This is a genomic window from Enhygromyxa salina, assembly GCF_002994635.1.
Classification (GTDB): Bacteria; Myxococcota_A; Polyangia; order Nannocystales; family Nannocystaceae; genus Plesiocystis; species Plesiocystis salina_B.
In genome coordinates this window covers 38,272-59,644 of record NZ_PVNL01000019.1, presented here as the reverse complement: position 1 = coordinate 59,644, position 21,373 = coordinate 38,272, and the positions used below count along the sequence as shown (strand labels likewise).

The 21,373-nt window shown below is 68.8% G+C and carries 10 protein-coding genes; 4 read left to right on the top strand and 6 right to left on the bottom strand.

Going from position 1 to position 21,373, the window contains the following annotated elements; genetic code table 11:
* Nucleotides 1-55: 55 nt before the first annotated feature.
* The gene (locus tag ENSA7_RS03935) at nucleotides 56-4,078 is read left to right on the top strand and encodes a serine/threonine-protein kinase (protein WP_181233094.1); all 4,023 of its coding nucleotides are present in this window, start codon (nucleotides 56-58) and stop codon (nucleotides 4,076-4,078) included.
* Between the two features lie 21 nt (nucleotides 4,079-4,099).
* Here ENSA7_RS03935 and ENSA7_RS03930 read toward each other — a convergent pair whose 3' ends face one another.
* Nucleotides 4,100-6,418, bottom strand: coding sequence for a hypothetical protein (locus ENSA7_RS03930; RefSeq protein WP_146157297.1), 2,319 nt, complete (start codon nucleotides 6,416-6,418; stop codon nucleotides 4,100-4,102).
* Nucleotides 6,419-6,504: 86 nt separating this feature from the next.
* Here ENSA7_RS03930 and ENSA7_RS03925 point away from each other — a divergent pair, with 86 nt between their 5' ends.
* Nucleotides 6,505-7,554 (top strand): hypothetical protein, encoded by a 1,050-nt coding sequence (locus ENSA7_RS03925; RefSeq protein ID WP_106087845.1) that lies wholly within the window; start codon nucleotides 6,505-6,507, stop codon nucleotides 7,552-7,554.
* 15 nt (nucleotides 7,555-7,569) lie between these two features.
* Here ENSA7_RS03925 and ENSA7_RS03920 read toward each other — a convergent pair whose 3' ends face one another.
* The 5 genes from ENSA7_RS03920 to ENSA7_RS03895 form a co-directional block, all read right to left on the bottom strand.
* Entirely contained in the window at nucleotides 7,570-8,883 is a 1,314-nt protein-coding gene (locus tag ENSA7_RS03920) for an FHA domain-containing protein (protein ID WP_106087844.1), read from the bottom strand.
* A 34-nt stretch (nucleotides 8,884-8,917) separates the two neighbouring features.
* Nucleotides 8,918-9,976 carry a potassium channel family protein gene (locus tag ENSA7_RS03915; RefSeq protein ID WP_106087843.1) on the bottom strand — a complete coding sequence of 353 codons (1,059 nt, stop codon included), beginning with the start codon at nucleotides 9,974-9,976 and terminating at the stop codon, nucleotides 8,918-8,920.
* 20 nt (nucleotides 9,977-9,996) lie between these two features.
* Entirely contained in the window at nucleotides 9,997-11,349 is a 1,353-nt protein-coding gene (locus tag ENSA7_RS03910) for a Vgb family protein (protein WP_181233092.1), read from the bottom strand.
* A gap of 182 nt (nucleotides 11,350-11,531) precedes the next feature.
* Nucleotides 11,532-13,586, bottom strand: a complete 2,055-nt coding sequence (locus tag ENSA7_RS03900) for a response regulator (RefSeq protein ID WP_181233090.1) — start codon at nucleotides 13,584-13,586, stop codon at nucleotides 11,532-11,534.
* The gene (locus ENSA7_RS03895; RefSeq protein WP_181233088.1) at nucleotides 13,586-16,306 is read right to left on the bottom strand and encodes a PAS domain-containing protein; all 2,721 of its coding nucleotides are present in this window, start codon (nucleotides 16,304-16,306) and stop codon (nucleotides 13,586-13,588) included. The genes ENSA7_RS03900 and ENSA7_RS03895 overlap by 1 nt, the downstream gene beginning before the upstream one ends.
* Before the next feature lie 442 nt (nucleotides 16,307-16,748).
* Here ENSA7_RS03895 and ENSA7_RS03890 point away from each other — a divergent pair, with 442 nt between their 5' ends.
* Both ENSA7_RS03890 and ENSA7_RS03885 read left to right on the top strand, forming a co-directional pair.
* Nucleotides 16,749-19,454 (top strand): cell envelope integrity TolA family protein, encoded by a 2,706-nt coding sequence (locus ENSA7_RS03890; protein WP_106087838.1) that lies wholly within the window; start codon nucleotides 16,749-16,751, stop codon nucleotides 19,452-19,454.
* A gap of 20 nt (nucleotides 19,455-19,474) precedes the next feature.
* Nucleotides 19,475-21,361 carry a hypothetical protein gene (locus tag ENSA7_RS03885; RefSeq protein WP_106087837.1) on the top strand — a complete coding sequence of 629 codons (1,887 nt, stop codon included), beginning with the start codon at nucleotides 19,475-19,477 and terminating at the stop codon, nucleotides 21,359-21,361.
* The last annotated feature ends 12 nt before the right edge of the window (nucleotides 21,362-21,373 follow it).

Sequence of the window (21,373 nt, the reverse complement as noted above, 5' to 3'; positions counted from 1 at the left end):
GATGCGCTGCCCGCCACCGACTCGTGGACGCGACCGCTCGGTACACTCTGGTCCCGTGGAGCCCGGCCGCACCCTCTGTCACCGCTACGTGCTCGAGCGCGAGCTCGGTCGTGGGGATCTCGGTGTGGTGTTCGCCGGGCGCGACCAGCTGCTCGAGCGCGAGGTCGCGATCAAGCTGATCAGCAACCCGCACCGCAACGAAGCGCTGGAGCTCGGGGTCCGCCGTGAGGCCAAGCTCGCCGCGAGCCTCAACCACCCGGGCCTGGTCCCGGTGTTCGACTTTGGCCGCGACGCCGAGCTGTTGTTCATCATCATGCCGATGCTGCACGGCCGCACCCTCGCCGAGCTGCTGATCAATGGGCCACTGCCGATCCCGCTGGCCGCGGAGATCGCCCGCCAGATCGCGCTGGCCCTGTCGCACTGCCACGCGCGCGAGCTGTTCCACCGGGACATCAAGCCGGCCAACATGATGCTGACGTCGGGGGGGCCACACATTCAGGTCTCGCTCATGGACTTTGGGCTGGTCGGTCTCGCGGACCGCAGGAGCAGGCGGCTGCGCGAGCCGTCGCCGCTGACGGTGCTCGGCACGCTGCGCTACCTGGCCCCGGAGCAGGTCCGCGGCGAGCCCCCGAGCGTCCGCTCGGAGCTCTATGCGCTGGGCGCGGTGCTGTACGAGTGCGTGGTCGGGCGACCGCCGTTCACGGGTGAGCACGACGCGATGCTCGAGGCGATCGTCAGCACCACGCCCGTCCGCCCCGGCCTGCTGCGCGCGGGGACCCCGAGCGAGCTCGACACGCTGATCATGTCGATGCTGGCCAAGCAGCCGGCCCGCCGCCCCAGCAACGCCCGCGAGGTCGCCGAGCTGCTCGAACCCTACGCCGACGACACCGCCGCGGGCGCGCTGCTCGGCGCGCCAACGCTGATCTCCACGGTGATGTCGACGGGGCTCGGCTCCGGTCCGCTCACGCTGGAGACCGACGACACCCGCGCCACGCTGCTGCACGACGCCGTCGGTCGCGACGGCATCCTACGGGCGATCGACTCGCGGTTGATCGCCGCCCGCGTCGGGGCGCTGCAGCTGGTGCTGCTCGCGGGTGAAGCTGGGATCGGCAAGACGATCGTGCTCGATGAGCTGGCCGACGCGTGTCAGCAGCGTGAGATCGAGCTGCTGCGGACCAGCGCGACCGCCAACGAGACGGGCGGCTGGCTCGGCCCGTTTGGCGAGCTCCTGACCGCGGGCCTGGCCCAGCGCCCCGAGGCCGTCGAGCTGCTCACCGAAGACGCGACCAAGCTCGTCGCGCTGTTTCCCAGCCTCGCGGGCACGCGGCTGGGGCGACTCGCCAACAAGCCCAAGCGCGAGTCCTCGTGGGCTGGGCTCGAGCCGATCGCGGTCAGCCCCCGCGTCGCTCGCCAGGCCGCGGCCCGCGAGGTCGGCGAGCGGCCCATGAGCCCGAGCAAGTCCCAGCGCGAGCGGACCGAGAGCCTGGTGATCCGGGCGTTCGAGGCGCTGGTCAACGACGGGCGCGTGCTGACCCTGGCGATCGACGACGCCCACATGATCGGCCAGACGGTCGAGCTCGTCGATCTGCTGTTTCGCAGGCTCCCGCGCGCGCCGCTGGTGATCGTGATCGCCTACGAGCACGGCGAGATGCCGGTCCAGCACCCGCTCGCACGCCTGGCGGTGCGCGTCGCCCAGCACCCACGGGCGCTGTCGTTGGTGCTCCAGCCCCTCGACCAGGAGGTCTACGAGTCGCTGATGGTCCAGCTGCTCGGTGGCGGTCAGCCCGAGCCGGGGCTCGCCGTCTGGTTGTTTCGGGAGAGCGGCGGTCGCCCGCTGTTCGCCCGGGAGCTGGTCCGCGCCGCCGTCGACGCCGGCGTCTTGGTTCAACGAGACAAGATCTGGCGACTCGAGACCGGGCGCTGGCCGATCCCGCGCAACCTTCGGACCGTGATCACCAATCGGCTGCTGCGGCTGCCGTCGACCTTGCTCGCGGCGCTGCGCACTGGCTCGGTGCTGGCCGTGCACGGCGGCAACTTCGACTTTGATGAGGTCGTCGAGCTGGTCGGCAGCGGCGTCGACGAGCTCGACCACCTGCTGAGCCGGGCGATCCAGCGCGACCTGATCAACGAGCGCCGCGGGGGCGATCACGTGACGCTGACGTTCACCAGCGAGCTGCTGCGCCGCATCATCCACGCCGAGCTCACACCGATCGCCCGTCGCAAGCTGCACCTGCACTGTGCCGCTCGCCTGCGCATGTCGGCGCCGCACACCCCGGGCCACGTCGCCCGCATGACCCACCTGATCGAGGCTGACGCGATCGTCGAAGCCCGGCCCTTGGTGCTCGAGCGGGTCCAGCGGGCGCTGGATGACGGGCGCCCGAACCAGGCGCTGCCGCAGCTCCTGAGCCTGCTCGAGCGGGCTGACTCGCTGCCCACCTTCGAGCGCGCCGAGCTGTCGCTGCTGCTCGCCGAGCTCGAGCTGGCCCGCGATGAGACCCACCGGGCCCTGGCCGCGCTGCAGCGCCTGGCGGCGACGCTCGATCAGGCCGACGAGCCCCGGCTGGCGCGACTCGGGGAGCGCGGCGCCGAGCTGGCCAAGCAGCTCGACCACCGCACCCTCGCGGATCGCTTGCTCGGCCTGCGGCCCCGAGATCGACGCGCGTCCGAGCGCCAGCGGCGGGCCCGGGCCGAGCTCGCCGCGCTGCGTCCGGCGTCGAGCTCCCGGTCGATGCACATCGGCGATCTATTGCTGATGCACGGCGAGTACACGGCCGCGCGCGAGGCCTACGACAGCGCCCGCCGCCGGGCCGCGAGCGACAGCGATCCCAACGAGCAAGCCCGGCAGCTGCAGAAGCTCGCGCGGGTCGCGAGCAAGCTCGGCCACTACGAGAGCGCGATCGGGTACTGCCGCGAGGGCCTCGAGCTGCTGGCCGGCAAGCGCTCGCTCGAGCGCGTGGGCCTGTGGGCCCTGGCTGCGTACTCGCACGGGGCCGCGGGTCACTACGATCGGGTCGAGGCCGAGCTCGCGGCCGGCGGGGCCGAGCTCGCAACCTTTCCTCCGCAGCGCAGCCCCGACCGCGATCGGGTGATGGCCGAGCTCGAGCGCAGTCGCGGCAACTGGCTGCTGGCCGAGGGCCAGGCCGAGCTCGCGATCGAGGCCTACGAGCGCTGCTTGGCCATGAACCCCGCGAATGATCGCTGGAGCATCTCGATCGCCCGCTTCAACCTCGGTCGGGCCTGCGCGCTGGCGGGGCACGCGAGCCGGGCGCTGCGGGAGCTCGAGCGGGCCGCGGCTGACAAGCGGGCGATCGGGGATCGGCGCGGGCTGGCGTACGCACAGGCGGCGCGGGTGGGCGTGCTGTGTGACCTCGGTCAGATCGAGGACGCGGGGGAGACGCTGATCGAAGCGCGAGAGCTCGCCGACGAGATCGAAGAACCGCGGCTGTTTGCCCTGGTCCACACCGAGCTCGGGCGCCATGCGCTGCTGTCGGGTGATCTCGACCTGGCCGCGCAAGAGGGCCGCCGCGCCAAGGACATGGCGCGAAACAGCAACGCGGCGGCCGAGCTCAGCGCCGCCTACGAGCTGCTGGCGTCCGTCGAGTTCGCGCGCAATCAGCTCGAGGACGCCCTGCGCTACGCGGGCAAAGCCGTGGAGGTGGCCGAGCGACATGGGCTCGACGGCGCGCTGATCGCTGGGTTGTTGGTGTGTGCACAGGTCAGCCCGGCGGAGCAGCAGCGGGCGCTGCTCGATCGGGCGCGGTCGGTGAGTGAGGGGCTGGCGAATCCCTATCGGGAGCTCGATGTGTCGCTGACGAGTCTGCGGCTCGGGCTGGGCGATCCCAACCACGCGAGCGATGACTACGTCGCGCTCGAGCAGCTGTCCGAGGTCGCCGAGCGGCTGGGGGCGCGGCGGCACGTGGGGCTGTGTCTGCTCGCGCAGGCCAAGGTGTTGGCGCCGCATGATCTACGCGGGGCGCTCGACCACGCGCGACTCGGCGAGGCGCAGCTGCGGGTCCTGGGCGCCGGGCTCGAGGCTGATCGCGCGGGCGAGCTGATCGCCAGCTTGACGCTTCGCTGACCCATGCTCGTCGCGCCGCGGCTACTCGCGCCGTCGCAGCCAGTAAAACCCGAGCTCGAGCTCGGGCCGACGATCGGCGCCGAGCCGCTGGCTGATCGCCTCGTGCTGCTCGCCACGGACCACGAACTCATGCACGCGCTCGAGCGTCCACTCGTCGCGCAGGCGCAGCAGCGGCGGCCGCTCGAGGCTGTCATCGACCGCGCCCGCCTCGATCTCGTGGGGCTGAAAGCTGCGCAGGCTCGAGCCCAGGTAGAACAACACGCGGGCGCCTGGCGCTGGCGGTTGCTCGGCGAGGCGGTCGAGCTCGATGATCGGCGCTGGCTCGAGCCCGCGCTCGCGCATCGCGTGGGCATAGAACCCGGCCGGAAACACGACCTCGAGCGGATCCCATTGGGTCGGTCCGTCGGTCGTGGGCTCGAGCAGGCGTGGCGGGATCACCAGGACATCGTGCTCGGGGAGCTGGGTGAACGCGAGCTCGAGCGCGAGCAGCTCGCGCTCGAGCACCCGCTCCCCGGTCGCCAGGCGCCAGCCTTCGGACGCGCGTGGGCCCAGCACGATCGCCAGCGACGCGAGCGTGACGGGCACGACCACCGAATAGCGCAGCCGGCCCGGCCAGCGGCGCTCGAGCGCGCCCACGATCCACGCGACGCCGAGCCCAGCCCACAGCGCGGTGAAGCACAGCTCCCAGTGGTGGTTGATGAACCCGACCGGATAGCCGCTGCCGACCACCTCGCCGGCCGCGAGCCCCAAGAACGCGGCCGGCACCAGCCACGCGTAGACCAGCGGCGCCACCGTGCGCAGCGCGTGCAAGCGCCGGCCCTCGGCCTGACCCGGCCACAGCCACGCGAGGCTGCACACCAGCGGCAACACCCACACCCGAGCGGAGATCCGGCCGTCGAGCAACAGCGGGTTGAAGCGACGGCGGATCTCCGCCAGCGTGATCGAGTCGTCGAGCCCCGACTCTCCGAATGCCCGGGCATAGCCAGCGAGGTAGTCGTGGCTCGCGACCAGCGCGAACAGCAGCAGCGCTGGCCCGCCGATCGCAGCCGCTCGGATCGCCGCCGCCCGCCACGGCTGCGCAGGCTGGCCCGACCAGGCCGCCGTCCAGCACAACGGCGCCAGCACCAGGCACGTACCCAACGTCAGCAGCACGAAGTTGCCACCACACGCGATCGCCCAGCAGCCGGCCGCGACCACCCACGCGAGCCCCCCGGCGATCCGCGTGACACGAGCTCGGCTGGCGGCCGCCTGGCTCGCCCACAGCCCCGCGACCGCGCCCGCCAGCGTCCACGCCAGGGCCCACGGCCAGAACGTCGCCGAGCCCGCGAGCCGCCACGCGACCGGGTGACACGCCAGCACCGCGACCGCCGACAGCCCCGCGACCGCGCCCAGCTCCGGTCGCCCGAGCGCGCGCATCAGCGTCCGCGCCAGCGCCCACACCAGCACCAACACGACGACCGAGCAGCCCAGGCTCACGCTGCTCAGCGCGGCCGCCCGATAGGGCACCAAAGACAGCACCAGCCCGTAGACATGCAGCGTCGTCAGGTTCCACGCGCTGGCGGGATCCTCCAGGCAACGATCATCGATCGCGCAGTCCGAGCGCGCGATGAAGCTGTTGTGCTCGTGCAGCGGCAACAGCGAGGTCACGCTGACGGTCGCCCCCACGAACGCGAGCAGCAGCAGCGCCAGCGCAGCCAGCTCTGGCCAGCGGATCGCCGCCGCCGTCCGCCGATTCTCCCGCGCCCCGAACCACGCGAGCCACAGCCCCGCCAGCCCGACGAGGATCGCGGCGCCGCGATCGACCCAGGCCAGCGATCGGCGCGGCCCCACCGTTGCGCTCGAGCTCCTCGGCGTCGCGTCCTGTTCATCGAGCTGCCACACCAGGTCGGCGACGGGCGCCCGGGCATCCGCGAGCCGACCCGCCAGCGCCCGCCATGGCTCAGCCTCGGCCGGCTCGCACTCGCGTGAGCCAGGCGGCGGACCGCAGCGCAGCAGCACCCCCGACGCCGCACCCCCGCGCGCGTCCTCGGGCACCGCCTGCGGGTGAAACAGCACCAGCTGCGGGAGCTCCGGACTGGGCACACCCGCCCGCGGATGCAGGGTCACGCTGACCCGGTCGCGCTCGATGTGGATGTCGACCGTCTCATCGAGCTCGACCGGCAGCTCCCCGGCCGCGCGCGCGAGCTCGATCCCCTCGTCGACGAAGGTCCGAATCCGCTGCTCCTGGCCAGGCGGGATCATGCTGTGCTTGCCGCCGCGCACCAGCGCCGGGAGCAGCAGCACCGCCAACACCCCCAGCACTGTGCAGACTCGCAGCAGCGAGGGCGTTGACGGGATCATCCGCGCCGAGTGTAGCTAGATTTTCCCGGAGACCGTGTCGGTGACGTGCACAACGCGGGGCAACTCGTCGTGGTAAACAAGAGTTCGTGCGCTGCAGCCTCATCGCCTCGCTGTGCCTCGCCCTCGCGCTGTCAGCCGGCTGCGACAAGCAAGGAGGGTCCTCGTCCCAGGCGACAGAGCTGCGCGATGGCCAGCCCGTAGCTCACGGGCGGCCGACGCCGCTGTACTCACCCAAGTTCGTGATCCGCGGGATGGCGGCCGACGGCGAGCACCTCTACGTCAGCGGCCTGCGCTTCGCCCAGACCAAGGCGGGCGAGCCCAACCCCGACGACGCCCCGAGCGGCGTGATCGTCAAGGTCCCGCTGCTGGGCATGCCCGAGGTCATCGCCGAGGGTGCGTTCGTACCCATGACGACCCTGCGGCTGATCGACGACCGCCTGTACTGGCACGAGCGCCACGACTCCCCCGATGGGCCGGGGCTGCGCTCGCTCACGCTCGACGGCCGCAGCCTCGATCGCATCAGCGACCTCGCCGGCCACAGCTGGGTGATCCGCCCAGACGTCGTGTACTTCACCCGGCCCGATGACGAGATCGACGAGGGTGGTTTCTACGAGCTCGCGCGCGGCGGCAACGACAAGCCCAAGCTGGTCGTGCGGCGCCGCGGGGTGGTTCGCACGCTGCTCGCCGACGACTCTGGCGAGGACCTGTACTGGACCACCCGCGCCCGTAACGACGGCACCTGGGCCGTCTACCAGTGGGACGGCGGCAAGTCGGGCAAGGAGCGGCTGCGCAGCGACGAGACCTTCGCCAGCCTGACCGTCGACGGCGACGACTTCCTGTGGGTGACCTGGGCCGAAGACGACGGCGAGCCCCTGCACAGCCTCTACCGCCGACCGATCGCGGGCGGCGACACCCAGGTGCTCGCTCGCAAGCGCGGCCAGCCGGGCTTCATGGAGGTGTTCGCCGACGAGCGCCACGTGTACCTGACGACCGTGCGCGGCGGCGAGCTGCGGCGCCTGGCCAAGACCGGCGGTGAGCTCGAGGTCCTGGGGGGGTCGGGCGATCGCAACGTTGCGAGCAACCGCTTCAACCTGTTTTGGCTGGACGACAAGCAGGTCTACTGGATGAGCAAGTAGCGGGCCCGCCCGCCGTCAGCTCATCAGCTTGTTGATCTCGAGCTGAAAGTGCTGACTCGTGTCTTGCAGGCTGGCCGCCCGCAGCATGTCGAGCGCGAACACGAACTCCTGCCGCTTGTCGCGCTGGAACAGCTTGTTCTTCTCGACCTCCATCACGACCTTCAAGTTGGTCCCCAGATACTCGATATCAAAGTTGATATCCGTAATGTTGAGCTGCTTGCGCAGGTGCATGGGTGGGTTGAATTTGCCCGTGTACCTCTGCCCGAGCGGCGCCGAGTCCAGGGTGTTGACCCGGTAGTCCAATGCTCCGAGCGCGTCGCGGATCTTCTCGATGTCGCGGTTGCGCATGGTGATCGGCGCGGTGGCTTCGATGTCCAGCGCCCACGCGATGTCCACGTAGCCGCGCAGGGCCCAGTGGCAGTCTGGCCCCGAGATCGAGGTGCCCGAGGGCACCCGCAGCTGGAAGGGCATGGGCAGCACGTCGCCCTTCTTGGTCTTCCACGGGCCCTGGCGGACCAGGCAGCGGTCCCACACGTGGCCCTTCTTGTGGCCCTTCTTGTGGTACTCGACCAGCTCGATGAAGATCGACGCGACGGTCTCGCGGTCGGTGGACGTGAACTCCAAGAACCCGTCGAGGGTCGACTCGTTGGCGAAGGTGTCGCTGGCCAGCGCGATCAACAGCGTGCCGTTGTTGTTGTTGCCCTGGCGGCGGTAGGTCAGCTCGGCGGGGGTTGGGCCCACGGTCCCGCCGACCCCGACCGTCGCGCCCACGCCGACCCCGGCGTTGGTCATGGCCTGGGTGGCCTGGTGGGCAGCCGGCGAGCCGGCGGCGGCTTGATGCTGCGGGTACCCCTGATGATGTTGCGGCGACGGCTGCTGGGCATAGCCCATTGGCACGGGCGCCTGGGCGGCGACCGGCGCGTAGCCCATGGGCGCGGCCGACCCGGTCATCTGCTGTTGCTGACGCTGCGCCATCATGGCCATGAGCTCGGGCGGCAGCGCGGCCATGACCGTCGCGGCCCGGCCACCGCCAGCTTGGGCCCACTCGACGCCGAGCGGCGCGTGACCGACGTAGACGATCTGTCCGGGAGCGAGCTGGACCGGCTGGGGACCCAGCGCCTGGCCGTTGACCCAGGTCCCGTTCGACGAGCCGAGATCGCGGATGAACACGTTGCCGCCCTGGTCGAGGAAGACCTCGGCGTGGCGCCGCGAGACGCTGTCGTCGTGAAGCCACAGCTCGCAGCTGTGCTCGTCACGGCCAAGCAACACCCGCGGGTTGGTGTGGTCGACCTGCCGCGTGTTGGTCCCGAACTTCAGCGATACGTTCATCGTGCCCAGATATACCAGGCCCAGCCGTGGGTCGTCAGCAACCTGCGCGGGCCCGCAAGCTATCCCAGTTCACCCGCCCAGCGCTCACGTAGATGATGCGATCGCCGATCTGCGAGCGCAGGCCCTCGAGAACGGTGTTGCTCTGGGTCCCCCGATTCACAGCCAGCACGTTGATGGCGTGGTCGTGCAGGGACTTGGCCATGTCGATGTACGCGACGCCCGATTCGGTCACCGCGGTGCTGAACAAGGTGGTGCCGCGGCGGTTGCTGGTCAGCACCTCGACCAGCTGGGCGATGCCCGGATCGTGGACCTCCTGGACCAGCAGGTTGCCCGCGATGCTCATGCCGAGGATCACCGAGTCGCAGTTGCAGGCCTCGAACAGCGGCAAGTGCTTCTCGTCGGCGCACTCGGCCACGATGTGGACGTCTGGCTTGACTCGGTCGATCACGCTGACGGCCGCGGCCACGATCGCGTCGCTGTTGCGGTCGCCGTAGTCGGGGCTCAGCACCATCGCCATCCGACACGCCTCGATCCGCGCCCGCTGGTAGGTGTTGATGTCGTGCGAGGAGCCGCGCACGAACACCACGTCCTTGACCTCGAACGGCAGCGATTCGATCGCGGTGCTGATCACCACGATCTCGCAGCTGCCATACTCGAGGTCGCTGCGGATCTCTTCGATGACCTGCCGAACCCGCTGCTCGCTTGGAAAGTGAACAATGAGGATGTGATCGTGGACCATGGCGCGGCGGAGTCCCTTTTGTGCGTTGGACACGGCCGTGCTCGCCCAGTCGAGCATCATGCCGAAGAACAGGCTGAAGCTGGTGAGCCCGAACAAGATGATGAACACGATCGTGCCCAGCCGCCCCCCGACGGTCGTGGCCGAGTAGTCGCCGTAGCCGATCGTGGTGACCGAGACCACGCTGTGCCAGCAGGCGTCGCCCCAGGTGATCGCCGGGTTCACGGCGTGCTCGAAGCTATAAAAGCACACCGCGTTGCCGGCGATCGCAATCGTCAGCATCAGGGCGACCAGCGTCAGCCCGACCTCGCGGCGAGCGCGAACGCGGCGGGCCAGGCGTATGAGTCGGAGCAGCAAGCTTACTCAGCCAGACGTACTCAGCCGCTGGGCGTCGAGGACACCGAGCTGAGCCCGAAGCCCGTCATGTCACTGTAGGTGTACGCGCCGACCAGGCCGCTGTAGGTGTCGAACAGCGCGGTCTCGGGATCGAGCCGGTAGACCGACGAGCCAGCGAAGGTCACGCCCCAGACCATGCCCTTGAAGTCGATGCTGATCCCGTGCACGTAGTTCGGGATCACGAACTCACCGATCGGCAGCACCGTGTCGGTGTCGATCGCGACGATGACCCCCTGCGGATAGCGGCTGTGGTAGAGCGTGCCCTCGCCGTCGGTCATGCAGCCGCCGATGCCCGAGGCCGCGCCCGGGGTCGACTGCCAGGTCTCGGTCTGGGGGTCGAAGCGCGAGGCGTGGCCGCCACCGCAGGTCCACACCCGGCTCTGTGCGTCGATGGCGATGCCGTAGCCGGGACCGCCCGGCACCGGCCAGTCCTGCACGGTGAAGTCGTTGCGATCGACCCGAATGATCTTGGAGCTGTTCTGCAGACCCCAGAAGTTGCCCTCACCGTCGACGGCGCCGCCGTAGAGGTAGCCAGCGCCGACGGCTGGGATGTTGATCGTCTCTTCGATCTCGCCGGTCTCGCCGTCGAGCAGCAGCACCTCGGTCTGGCCGTTGCCCGACCCGGAGGTCCACAGCTTCTCGTTCTCGTACTCGCAGGTGCCCTCGTTGAGCTCACCGGCCGCCCAGGCCATCGGCCGGTTCGAGGTGTAGTTCTTGCCCACGAACGGCTGGTGCCACGCGCGGCACTCTTCCATGTTCCACGCCAGGATGTCGTTGGCGCCCGAAGAGGTCTGAATGCCGGGCATGCCGTTGCTCTCTTCGCAGTCGGAGAGGTCGGCCCAGAACTTCGAGACCCCGCCGCCGCTCGAGCGCGCCGAGATCGCGACGTTGCCGCTGAGCGACACCGTGGTTCGCGAGGGACTGCCGCCACCATCGGGGCGCATGTAGTAGCGGCCCTCCTCGACCATGGTGTCGGTGTTCAGCTTGGTCATCGTCCCTTGCGACGAGTTCGCGATCCAGATGTAGGAGAAGTCGCTGTTGCCGTTCCCGCCGCCGCCGTCGCCACACGCGTGGTTGCCGTCTGGGATCGAGATTACGTCCCACTTGTGGTTGCCCGTGCCGCCGTCGCCGCTGTCATCGCCGTCGCCGCTGTCATCGCCGTCGCCGTCGCCGTCGCCGTCGCCGGAGCTGGCGGTGCTGTTGCTGCTGCTGTTGCCGCTGTTGCCGTTGCCGTCGGCGGCGGTGGTCTCACCGTCGAGCGAGCCGATCGACGAGCCGTCGCCGTCTTGCCGCGCGCCGGGATCGCCTCCGCACCCAGCGAACAGAGGCAGCAAGGCGAACGAAGCTAGCGGTACCCAAAGCGTGCGCATGACGGCGCGAGTCTCCCAACTGAACCGCGGAAGATCCAGGCGTAAACCAGATCGCGCTGAGCGGTATACAGCTGCCACTGAGCGCCGTTCCTGGGCGCTCCAGCCCCGAGTCGGGCGGGATCGCCGGCCGCCGAGGGTCTCCCCTCTCAGTCAGCCGTGTTCACGTGGCACGCCGCGTCGACGATGTTCAGCAGCGCCGCAGCAGTGTACGGCTTCTCCAAAAACGTGACCCCGCGGCGCAGCTGCAGCTCCCCGAGCGTCGAGTCCGAGCAGTAGCCGCTCGAGAACACGATCCGGACATCGGGCGCGATCGCACGCAGGCGGTCGGCGAGCTCGCGCCCGCCCATGCCCTCGGGGATCGTCAGATCCGCCAGGACCAGGTCGACCTCGTCCCCCCGCTGCTCCCACACACGCAGGGCCTCCTCGCCAGAGTCAGCCTCGATCACGCCGTAGCCGCTGGCGGACAGCACCCGAATGACCGAGGTCCGGATCGCGCGCTCGTCGTCGACCACGAGCACGAGCCTGCCGGTCCCGGCCGATTTGTCTCGATCCGGCTGCGCGCTCGAGCTCGGCGCCTTGGCCATCGGGCGGGACGAGACTGGCACGTAGACCTCGAAGCTCGTGCCGACCTCCACTTTACTCTGAACCCGAATCCAGCCGCGATGCTGCTGCACGATCCCGTAGACAGTCGTCAGCCCAATACCCGTCCCCACCCCGGTGTCCTTGGTCGTGAAGAAGGGATCCCAGATCCTGTCCAGGACCCCCGGATCGATGCCTTCGCCCGTGTCCTGGACCTCGAGCACCAGGAACTCGCCCGCGTAGGCCTCGGCGTCCAGGCGCTGCGCGGCGGCGGGCGTCAGTCGCTCGTAGCGAGTCGCGAGCGTCAGCTTACCGCCACCGGGCATGGCGTCACGAGCGTTGACGGCGAGGTTGACGAGCACTTGCTCGATCATGCCCGCGTCCCCGAGGATCGGCGGCAGCTCGCTGCCGAGCCGGAGCTCGACTTTGACGGCGCCGATGATCCGGCGCAGCATCTGACTGGTCGAGACCACCACATCGTTGAGGTCGATCGGGTGGGCCTCGAGCGCCTGAGTGCGGCTGAACGCCAGCAGCTGACGGGTCAGCAGCGCGCCGCGCTCAGCCGCGCCGCAGATCTCCCGCGCGCACGCGACCGCGTCGTCGAGGTCATCACAGACCTCGATCAGCGACGCGTTGGCCTGCACGATCGTGAGTAAATTGTTGAAGTCGTGGGCGACACCACCAGCGAGCTGCCCGATCGCCTCGAACCGCTGCGACTGAAGCAGCTGGTTTTGGATCGCCTTGCGGTCGATCGCGTAGCGAACCGCCCGCTCGAGCGCGCGCCCCGTGTGCTCGCTCTTGAGCAGGTAGTCGTGGGCCCCCTCGCGCAGCGCCGCGAGCCCCATCGCCTCGTCGTCCGAGCTGGTCAGCACGATGACCGGGACCCCGCGCGCCGCCGCCTGAATTCGGCGGTAGGTCGCGAGACCCCGCGAGTCCGGCAACCCGAGATCCGTGAGCACGACATCGACGGTGGCCCCGTCGGCGATCAGTCGCTCGGCGTCCGCGAGTCGGCTGGTGTGCGTCAGCCGAAATTGGGTGCTCGGCGAACCCGCGAGCGACTCGCGGACCAGCAGCGCGTCGGTCTCGCTGTCTTCGATCAGCAGCACGTGCAGCGGCTGGGAGCCGGTGCCCCTGCGCCGAACCGGGGCAACGGGAGCCGCGACGCTCTCGAACGCGGACGCGGGCGGTCGCGTCACGACCTCGAACCAGTACTTGCCCAGCATCTCCAGCGCCGCGCTGAAGCTGGCGAAGTCGACGGGCTTGGTGATGTAGCTGTTCGCGTGCTCGCCGTAGGCCCGGATGATGTCTTCTTCGGCGCTCGAGGTCGTGAGCACCACGACCGGGATGAAGCGCAGGATCGGGTCACCCTTGAGCTGGCTGAGGACCTCCCGTCCGTCCATCTTGGGCAGGTTCAGGTCGAGCAGGATCAGGTCGGGGCGGGGCGCGCCCTCGAAGTGGCCCTGCCTGCGCAGGAACGCCATCGCGTCGACGCCGTTGTCGACGACGTGCAGCACATGATTGACCCGCGAGTGCTCGAGGGCGGAGACCGTGACCAACCTGTCCGTGGGACTGTCCTCGACCAGCAAGATCTGTACAGGTCGGCGGTTCTTCGTTGCTTGCATCATTGCTCTTCTCCAACGTCCGCGAGCGAAGTCCCCGGCAGCGTGAAGCAGAACGAACTACCCCGACCGACCACTGACTCGACCCAGATGCGACCGCCGTGGCGTTGGACGATCTTCTTGCAGAGCGCCAGCCCAATGCCGGTGCCAGGATACTCCACCCGCGTGTGCAGCCGCTGAAACAAGGTGAAGATCCGCTCGAAGTAGGCGGGCTCGATGCCGATCCCGTTGTCACTCACACGAAACACCCGCTCTTGCCCCGCTCGCTCGGTCGTGATCCGGATGTGGGGGGGATCGGCGCCGCGGTACTTCAGGGCGTTGCCGATCAGGTTCTGGAACAGCTGCGCCAGCTGCCCCGCGTCCCCGCGCACGGGCGGGAGCGGGTCATGATCGACGGTGCCCTGGGTCTCGACAATGCTCGAGTGCAGGTTTGCGAGCGCCTGATTCAGCGCGCCGTTCGTGTCGACTTCGTCAAACTCGGCGCCGCGTGACGTGATGCGCGAATATGTGAGCAGATCCGTAATCAGCGCATGCATGCGGTTGGCGCCATCCACGATATGCCCAATCAGTGTATCGGCCGACTCGTCGAGCGCACCGTGATACTGTTTTTGAAGGATCTGCGCGCACCCGGCTACGGCACGCAGCGGCTCTTGCAGGTCGTGCGACGCGGCGTATGCGAACTGCTCGAGATCTCGATTGCTGCGCTCGAGGTCATCCCGTTGCCGCTGCAGCAGCAATTCCATCTGCTTGCGCCCGGTGGTCACCTGGCTAAACAGCAGCAACCCTCCGATCTCACCGTCAGGTTGGTGCCATGGCCGCACCTCCCAGTGGAACCAGTCGACGCTGCCGTCGGCGTGCGGAAACGGGTCATCCGTGCAGCTCTCGATCGCGCCGCGCAAGGCCCGCTGGTGGGCTTGCCTCCAGCGCTCTGGAAGCTCGGGAAAGACCTCGTAGTGAGACTTGCCAACGATATCCTGCTCGTCGAGTCGATAGTCGCGAATCCATCGCGCGCTCGTCTGAATGTAGCGAAGCTCCGTATCGAACATGGCGATCGCCGCCGGGACGTATTGAACGAACTGATCGAGGAGTCGTTTGTTGCTGAGCAGCGCCAGCTCGGCCTCCCGCTTGGCGCTCACGTCGTGGTTGACGCCCAGCATCCGAACCGGCGCGCCCTCATCGTCGTAGAACACCCTCCCCAACGAATGCAGATGTCGAATGACGCCGTTGGGGCGGACAATCCGAAACTGTATCTCAAAGTCACCCGTACCCGTCAGTGCCCGGGTCACGGCGGCCTCGGCGGCGGCCCGATCGTCGGGGTGCAGCGCCGAAGCCCAGGTCGCGTATGTCGCCATTCCCTCGCCCTCCGGCACGCCGTAGAGCTTGTACATCTGAGTGTCCCACATCAGGTGATCGGCGCGCACGTCCCAGTCCCACACGCCCATCCGCGCCGCGAAGGTAGCCAGGCGCAGGCGCTCTCCAGACGCATCGCGCTCTCGCTGGGCGTGGACCAGATCGGTCACGTCTTGCAGGGTGCCCAACAGTCGAATCTGTCCATGTTCGTCGCTCACACGCTGGCCTCGGGAGATCGCAATACGATGCTCTCCGCTCGGCCGAGTGAACTCGACCTCGATCTCATAGCTCTCCCCGGTGTCGCGGCTGCGGTCCAGCGCCCGCTGGAGTCGCTCGAGGCTGTCTGGCGCAAACACTTTTCGCTGGGTGGAGGTGCTTGGCAGCGGCTGCTCGGGGGACAGGCCAAAGATTCGAAACAGCTCGTCAGACCACTCCACCTCGTCCGTGTCGGGTCGGAGCGACCAGCTGCCGACATGCGACAGACGCTGGGCGAGCTCGAGCTGTGCGTTGGCCTCCTGGAGCGCCGCCGTGCGCTCGCGGACCCGCGCCTCGAGCTCGAGGTTCACCTGCGCGAGTCGGTCCTGGGTGTCACGGAGCTCCTGCACATCCGTGTTGCTTCCCAGCCACTTCACCAGCTGTCCGTCGGCGTCGAAGATCGGCACCGCGCGGGTCGAGAAGCAGCGATACGAGCCGTCGCGGCCGCGCAGGCGGTACTCGATGGTGAAGGGCTCGTTGCGCTGGGACGCCGCCCGCCAGCCAGCGTCGGTCCGCGCGCGATCGTCGGGGTGAAGCTGGTCCAGCCAGTTCCAGCCCAGGTGCTGCTCCATCGGTGTGCCCGTGTACTCGACCCACTGTGGACTCAAGTAATCACAGGTGCCGTCTGGCAGGCACGTCCACACAAAGTGAGGCAGCGACTCGACCATCTCGCGCTGGCTGTCGGACAGGCCGATCGCGGGGGCTGGGGCGCGCGCCGCCCGGTGTCCACAGAGCAATCCAATGGGAGCACCGCCCGCTTGAATCAGTAGACCGCGGCAATGACTGTTCACCGCCGCTCCGTCTGCCAGGTACCAGCGCAATCCCGGCTCGTATTGACTTGGCGCGTCGCGACCGTGGACGCGAAAATGGGCGATCATGCGCTCGACCTCTGCTTCGTCGGGCGTTGGCGGGAGCGCCGGGTCTCCGTCTTCACGGTTGCTCAGCGCCGCTCGCAGCGAGGGGCTCAGCCAGACACACTGGGTCTCGCACGGACCCGCGAAGGTCCAGTACGCGAGTCCGTCACCGTCGGCGGTCAGCACGAAATCGAGCACGCGCGCGTCAGCCTGCGCGGCGACGCGCAAATCACGCGGAACCGCGGCGAGATCGGCGATGCTCATCATTGACCCAGCTAGGTTAGGGCGGTCTACCCCACCCGCAAAACATCCAGCCGCTCGTCACCAAGTGACATGCAAGAAACGTCTCTCGGTGTTTGGATGGGTATAGCCGATGCCTCCTTGCGATGCAGCGCCGGCCACCGCGAGTTGAGCCAATGACAGCAGCAAAGCCAACCAGTCGGGCAGACGACGCGGCCCCAGTCGCCAACTGCAACGAGTCGGTGGGCGTTCATCTAATTTGCGATGTCCCTCGGTGGCTTGCGGGGACGAGACCGCGTGACTCACGCAGTCGCGTTACCTCGGCTTCCAACACACCGTCAACCTGGTGAGCGCGTTGGTGTAGCTGGTCCCGGGGTGGCGGCTCTGCCGATATGTCGCGCCGCGCGACGCAATGCTAGGCTCGCCCCGATTCCCGACCCGGATAGACATCTAGCTGTCTTCGCGCATGGCCCAGTTCTTCAGCACTGCCGCTCTGATCCTGACGGCCAGCGTGGTCCTGGCGCCGGGCGATCCGGTCGGGATCAGCGACGACCCTGCGCAGACGGATCTCGAGCTCCGGCAGGTCTCGCTCGAGCTCGCGCGATGGGAGGCCCTGCGGGCGCTGGCGGAAACCGAACAACCGATCGTGACCGCCCCCGGACCGTGGGCGGCTGATCGACAGGTGCTGATCGAGCGGTCCGCAGCGGGCGTCCGCGTCCACGTCACCTGGAAGCTCGAGACGATCGAGGCCGGATGGTGGACGGGCCCGCTGATCGGTCCCGTCACGGGCCTGCGGGTGGAGTCGGTCACGTGGCGGGGCCGCGAGCTTGGCGTCACGCACACCCCCGCGGGTCAGGACGTCGCGCTGGAGATGACGGCCAGGAGTCGCGGGGAGCTGAAGCTCGTCGCGCTCGTGCCTGCTGATCAGCTGTCTGGCGGCGTGAACGGTAATTTCAATGTGTGGCTGATGCCCGCGGTGCGCGGTGAGCTGCGGCTGGGCACGACAGACGCGCCGGTCGGGCGGGTCCCCGAGCTCGTCGCTGATGGACAGGCGCGGCGTCTGATCAACGATCGATTCTGGGCCAGCGAAGCTCACCTGGGCCTGAGCTTTGTCGAGGCCGAGCAGGCGACCGACACGCTGCAAGGCCCGCTCGCGGTCGCGCAGGCGGCGGTGGGTCTGACCTTTGGTGATGGCGAGGTGCGTGGTCGGGCGCGCGTGAGTTGGTTGGTGCGCCGCGGCCAGCTCGACGCTGTGAGCATCAACACTGCCGGGCTCGGCCGCGATCTCGAGGTCGCGGGGCCCAACGTGCACAAGTGGGTCCGCAACGGCGAGCGCGTCGACATCGAGCTCAAGGACGCGGCGAGCGGGCGCGTCGACGTCGACCTGCGCTGGACCCAGACGGTGCCGGGCGGGGCCGAGGTCGAGTTCGCCGCCCCACGCATCACGCCGCAGCAGACCTACCGGACCGAGACCTTCATGCAGATCGCCCGCGACGGTGAGCTCGAGGTCCTACCCAAGCTCTCGGGCTGGTCAGCGGTGGCGCGCGCCGAGCTCCCGGACTGGGCGAGCGGCCACATCCAAGGCACGGCCACGGCGAGCTTCCGCAGCGACGGCGCGGATCGAGGCGCGAGCTTCGAGCTGCTCCGCTTCGTGCCGCTGTCGGGTCCACCGGTGGTCGTCGACGTGGCCGCCTACGAGATCGCCACGACCGACGAGGGTCGCAGCCTCGTCCAGGCTCGCTACGACGTGCGCAACGAGAGGGCCTCGCACCTGCGCGTTCAGCTGCCCGCGGACTCACACTTGCTCGGCGTGCGCGTGAACGGGGAGACCGCGACCCCCTCGCGCGAGCCAGGCTCGACCGCAGCGAGCACCGAGGCGTGGCGGATCCCGATCGTCCGATCGCTCGAGTCGGTCAAGGGAATCCTGTCATTCCCAGTCGAGGTCATCTTCATCAGCGAGTCCGACAGCTGGGCCAAGAAAGAGTCGCGCGAGCTGCAGCTGCCCACCCTCGATGCCCCCGTCGCGGTCTCACGCGTGCGCGTGTACCTGCCGCCTCGGTATGACAATCGGGTGGCCGTCGGCGACTTTCATCGCGTCAATGACTTCTCCGAGGGCGAGGGGATCACCTACGGGCTCGGCGTCGGGGCCGGAGCCGCCGAGCTCGGCCGCGCCGACGAGCTGTACCGCGAGGCGCTGTCCGGGTGGATGGCGAATGACTTCCAGCGCGCCCAGGCTTCGCTCGACGAGCTCGGGCTGCTCGGGGCCTCGAGCGCGAACATAGAAGGGCTGCAGGCCAACCTCGATCTGGTCCAGGGCCGCGGCGAGGACAAAGACGACGAGCCTGGCAACAGCGCTCAATCTGCCGTCGTCTCGCGCCGGATCAAGGACCAAGCCAAGATGCGGGCGGCCGACGACAAGATCGCGCTGCTCGAGAAGACGCGCGAGGCCGAGCAGCTCGAGGCCCAGGGACAATACGGCGAGGCCGAACAAAAATTGGCCGAGGCCCAGCAGCTCGGCGACCAGCTGGCCATGCTCGAGCAGAGCGAGTCGAAGGAGCAGGCGGTCTACAATCAACGGTTGAGCTCGAGCTCCGCCCGCGTCGCCAGCAAGAAGAAGCGCAAGGTCAGTCGTGAGGCCGAGGCGACCAAGAGCGCGAAGGCGGCCCCGAGCGTCCGGACCTACGACTTCGAGGACGACGACGTCGACGGGAACCTGCTCGTGATCGACAGTGAGGACGGCGGTGAGCTGACGCCACCGCCACCTCCGCCAGAGCCAGCCTCGACGCCGGAGGAGGAGGAGGAGTTGCCGCTGCTCGAGCCCGACGACTTCGACATGAGCGTTGTCGAAAACGACGCGAACGCCCCGTCGCCGGTCGCCAAGGCTCGCGGCAGCCGTCGCAGTAGCCTCCAGGAGCTCGGTGGCGGCAAGCACAAGGCCCCCAGGCCCGTCGAGAGTCGCGACGAGCGCGCGGCGTTGGTGCCTGCCTCGCCCGCGCCCGATCCCAACGCCGCGCTGGCCGGCCCCGTTGCGACCGCGTCAGCCGTCTCTGTCCATGTTCCCGCTGTCGGCGAGGCCGTGCTGTACCAGCACATGCTGTTGCCCGAGGGCACCGCCCTGACCGTGCACCTCGAGGCACGCCGACACAAACGATCCAAACGCAAGTCCAAGTGACGCAGTCAGAAAGTCAGACAATGAGCCGCCCCTACCCTATCGTTCAAACCGGACTTTGCTCGCTCGCGATCCTCGCGCTGCTCACGGCCACGCCCACCGACGCCCGGGCCAATTTCCAGGACCCGCCCGAGCGGGTGGTCATTGGCCTCGATCAATTCCTGGACATGTACGAAAAGGCCAAGGCCAAGGCCGATCAGCCCGAGGCGCCCCCGCGCACCCACGCGCTGTCGTCGGCGGCGTATGACGGTGAAGTGATCATTCAAGACGGCGAGCCCCGATTCGCGCGCTTCACCGCCACGCTGCGGGTCGAGGTGCTGAGCAAGAAGGGCTGGGCCCGCGTCCCCGTGCTGCCCGCCACGGTCGCCCTGCACGCCGCCAAGGTCAACGGCAAGGAGGCGGCGATGGTGATCGAGGACGGGTTCTATACCCTGATCACCGAGCAAAAAGGCGCCTTCAACCTCGACCTCGAGTTTGGCGCGTCGGTCTCGACGGCGAACGGGCAGAGCAACGTCGGGTTCGAGCTGGCTGGCTCGGGCGCGACCACGCTGAAGTTGAAGGTCCCCACCAACGAAGACCTGGACTTCTCGGTCGCCAACGCCCACCTGCAGTCTGACCAGGTCGTGGGCAGCTTTCGCCAGGTCGAGGCGACCCTGCCGAGCACGGGCACCTTGATGGTCACCTGGCAGCGCGAGATCCCCGAGGCCGACGCCGCCGCCAAGCAACAATCGCAGGTCTACGCCGAGATCTATACCCTGGTTGGGATCAGCGATGGTCTGATGCGCGCGACGACCACGATCGAGCACACGATCCTGTTCGCGGGTAAAGAGAAGCTCGAGTTCGACGTGCCCAAGGGCATGACCTTGGTCGACGTCCAGGGCGCCGGGCTGCGCGACTGGAACCACAAGGACGACGGCAAGCTCGAGGTCCTGCTCAACTACGCGGCCGAGGGCAACTACACGCTGACCATGACGATGGAGCGGGTCGTGGCGACCAGCGGCGAGGATCTGTTCGCCCCGATCGTGCGTCCGCTCGGGGTCGAGCGGGCCAAGGGCTGGGTCGGCGTGGAGTCGCGCGGCAACCTCGAGATCCAGAGCGGCGCGGTGGTCCAGGCCACGCCGGTCGACGTCCGCTCGCTGCCCGCGGCGATCCTGGGGATCACCGAGCAGCCAGTGCTGCTCGGCTACAAGTACCTGACCGACGACGCCAGCGTGCCGCTGAAGATCCAGCAAAACGACGATGTGGAGGTGCTCGTCACCCTGCTCGACGAGACCCGCGCCCGCACGATGTGGACCCCCGAGGGCCGGCGGCTGACCTCGGTGATCTATCAGGTACGCAACAATCGCAAGCAGTTCTTGCGCCTGGTCCTGCCCCCGCAGGCCGAGCTGTGGAGCGCGTCGGTGGGTGGTCGCGCGGTCCAGCCGGCCAGCGCGCCCGACGGCAAGATCCTGATTCCGCTGGTCCGCAGTCAGGCGACCGGCGGCGCGCTCGCGGCCTTCGAGGTCGAGGTCGTGTACGTGGAGAACGGCGAGCCCGTGCCCGAGAACGGCAAGGGGACCTTCGCGGCGACCCTGCCCACTGCCGACGTCCCGAGCACCTACGTGGCCTGGATCATCTACGCGCCCGACCAGACCAAGGTGAAGCGGCGCAGCTACGCCGGCAGCTTGGCCCACGTGGACCGGCTCTCGAACCCGATCCCGACCGGGCACGTCGCCTACATCGAGACGGTCACGCCCGAGGTCCAGCAGCAGGCCAACGTTCAAGCTGCAGGCGGCGGGATGGGCGAGGGCGCCGTACCCGTGCCGGTCAGCCTGCCGCTGCAGGGCAAGGCCGTGAACTTCGAGAAGCTGATCGCGCTGGGCGAGACCCTGGAGGTCAGCTTCGAGTACAAGGGGTTGAAGCGGAAGTAGAGTGCCCCCGCC

What these genes read in the sequence shown, in the direction of transcription:
- ENSA7_RS03895 (WP_181233088.1), bottom strand. Translation starts at nt 16,306, where the DNA reads ATGAGCATCGCCGATCTCGCCGCGGTTCCGCGTGATTTGCGCGTCGCC.
- ENSA7_RS03930 (WP_146157297.1), bottom strand. Translation starts at nt 6,418, where the DNA reads ATGATCCCGTCAACGCCCTCGCTGCTGCGAGTCTGCACAGTGCTGGGG.
- ENSA7_RS03890 (WP_106087838.1), top strand. Translation starts at nt 16,749, where the DNA reads ATGGCCCAGTTCTTCAGCACTGCCGCTCTGATCCTGACGGCCAGCGTG.
- ENSA7_RS03920 (WP_106087844.1), bottom strand. Translation starts at nt 8,883, where the DNA reads ATGAACGTATCGCTGAAGTTCGGGACCAACACGCGGCAGGTCGACCAC.
- ENSA7_RS03885 (WP_106087837.1), top strand. Translation starts at nt 19,475, where the DNA reads ATGAGCCGCCCCTACCCTATCGTTCAAACCGGACTTTGCTCGCTCGCG.
- ENSA7_RS03900 (WP_181233090.1), bottom strand. Translation starts at nt 13,586, where the DNA reads ATGCAAGCAACGAAGAACCGCCGACCTGTACAGATCTTGCTGGTCGAG.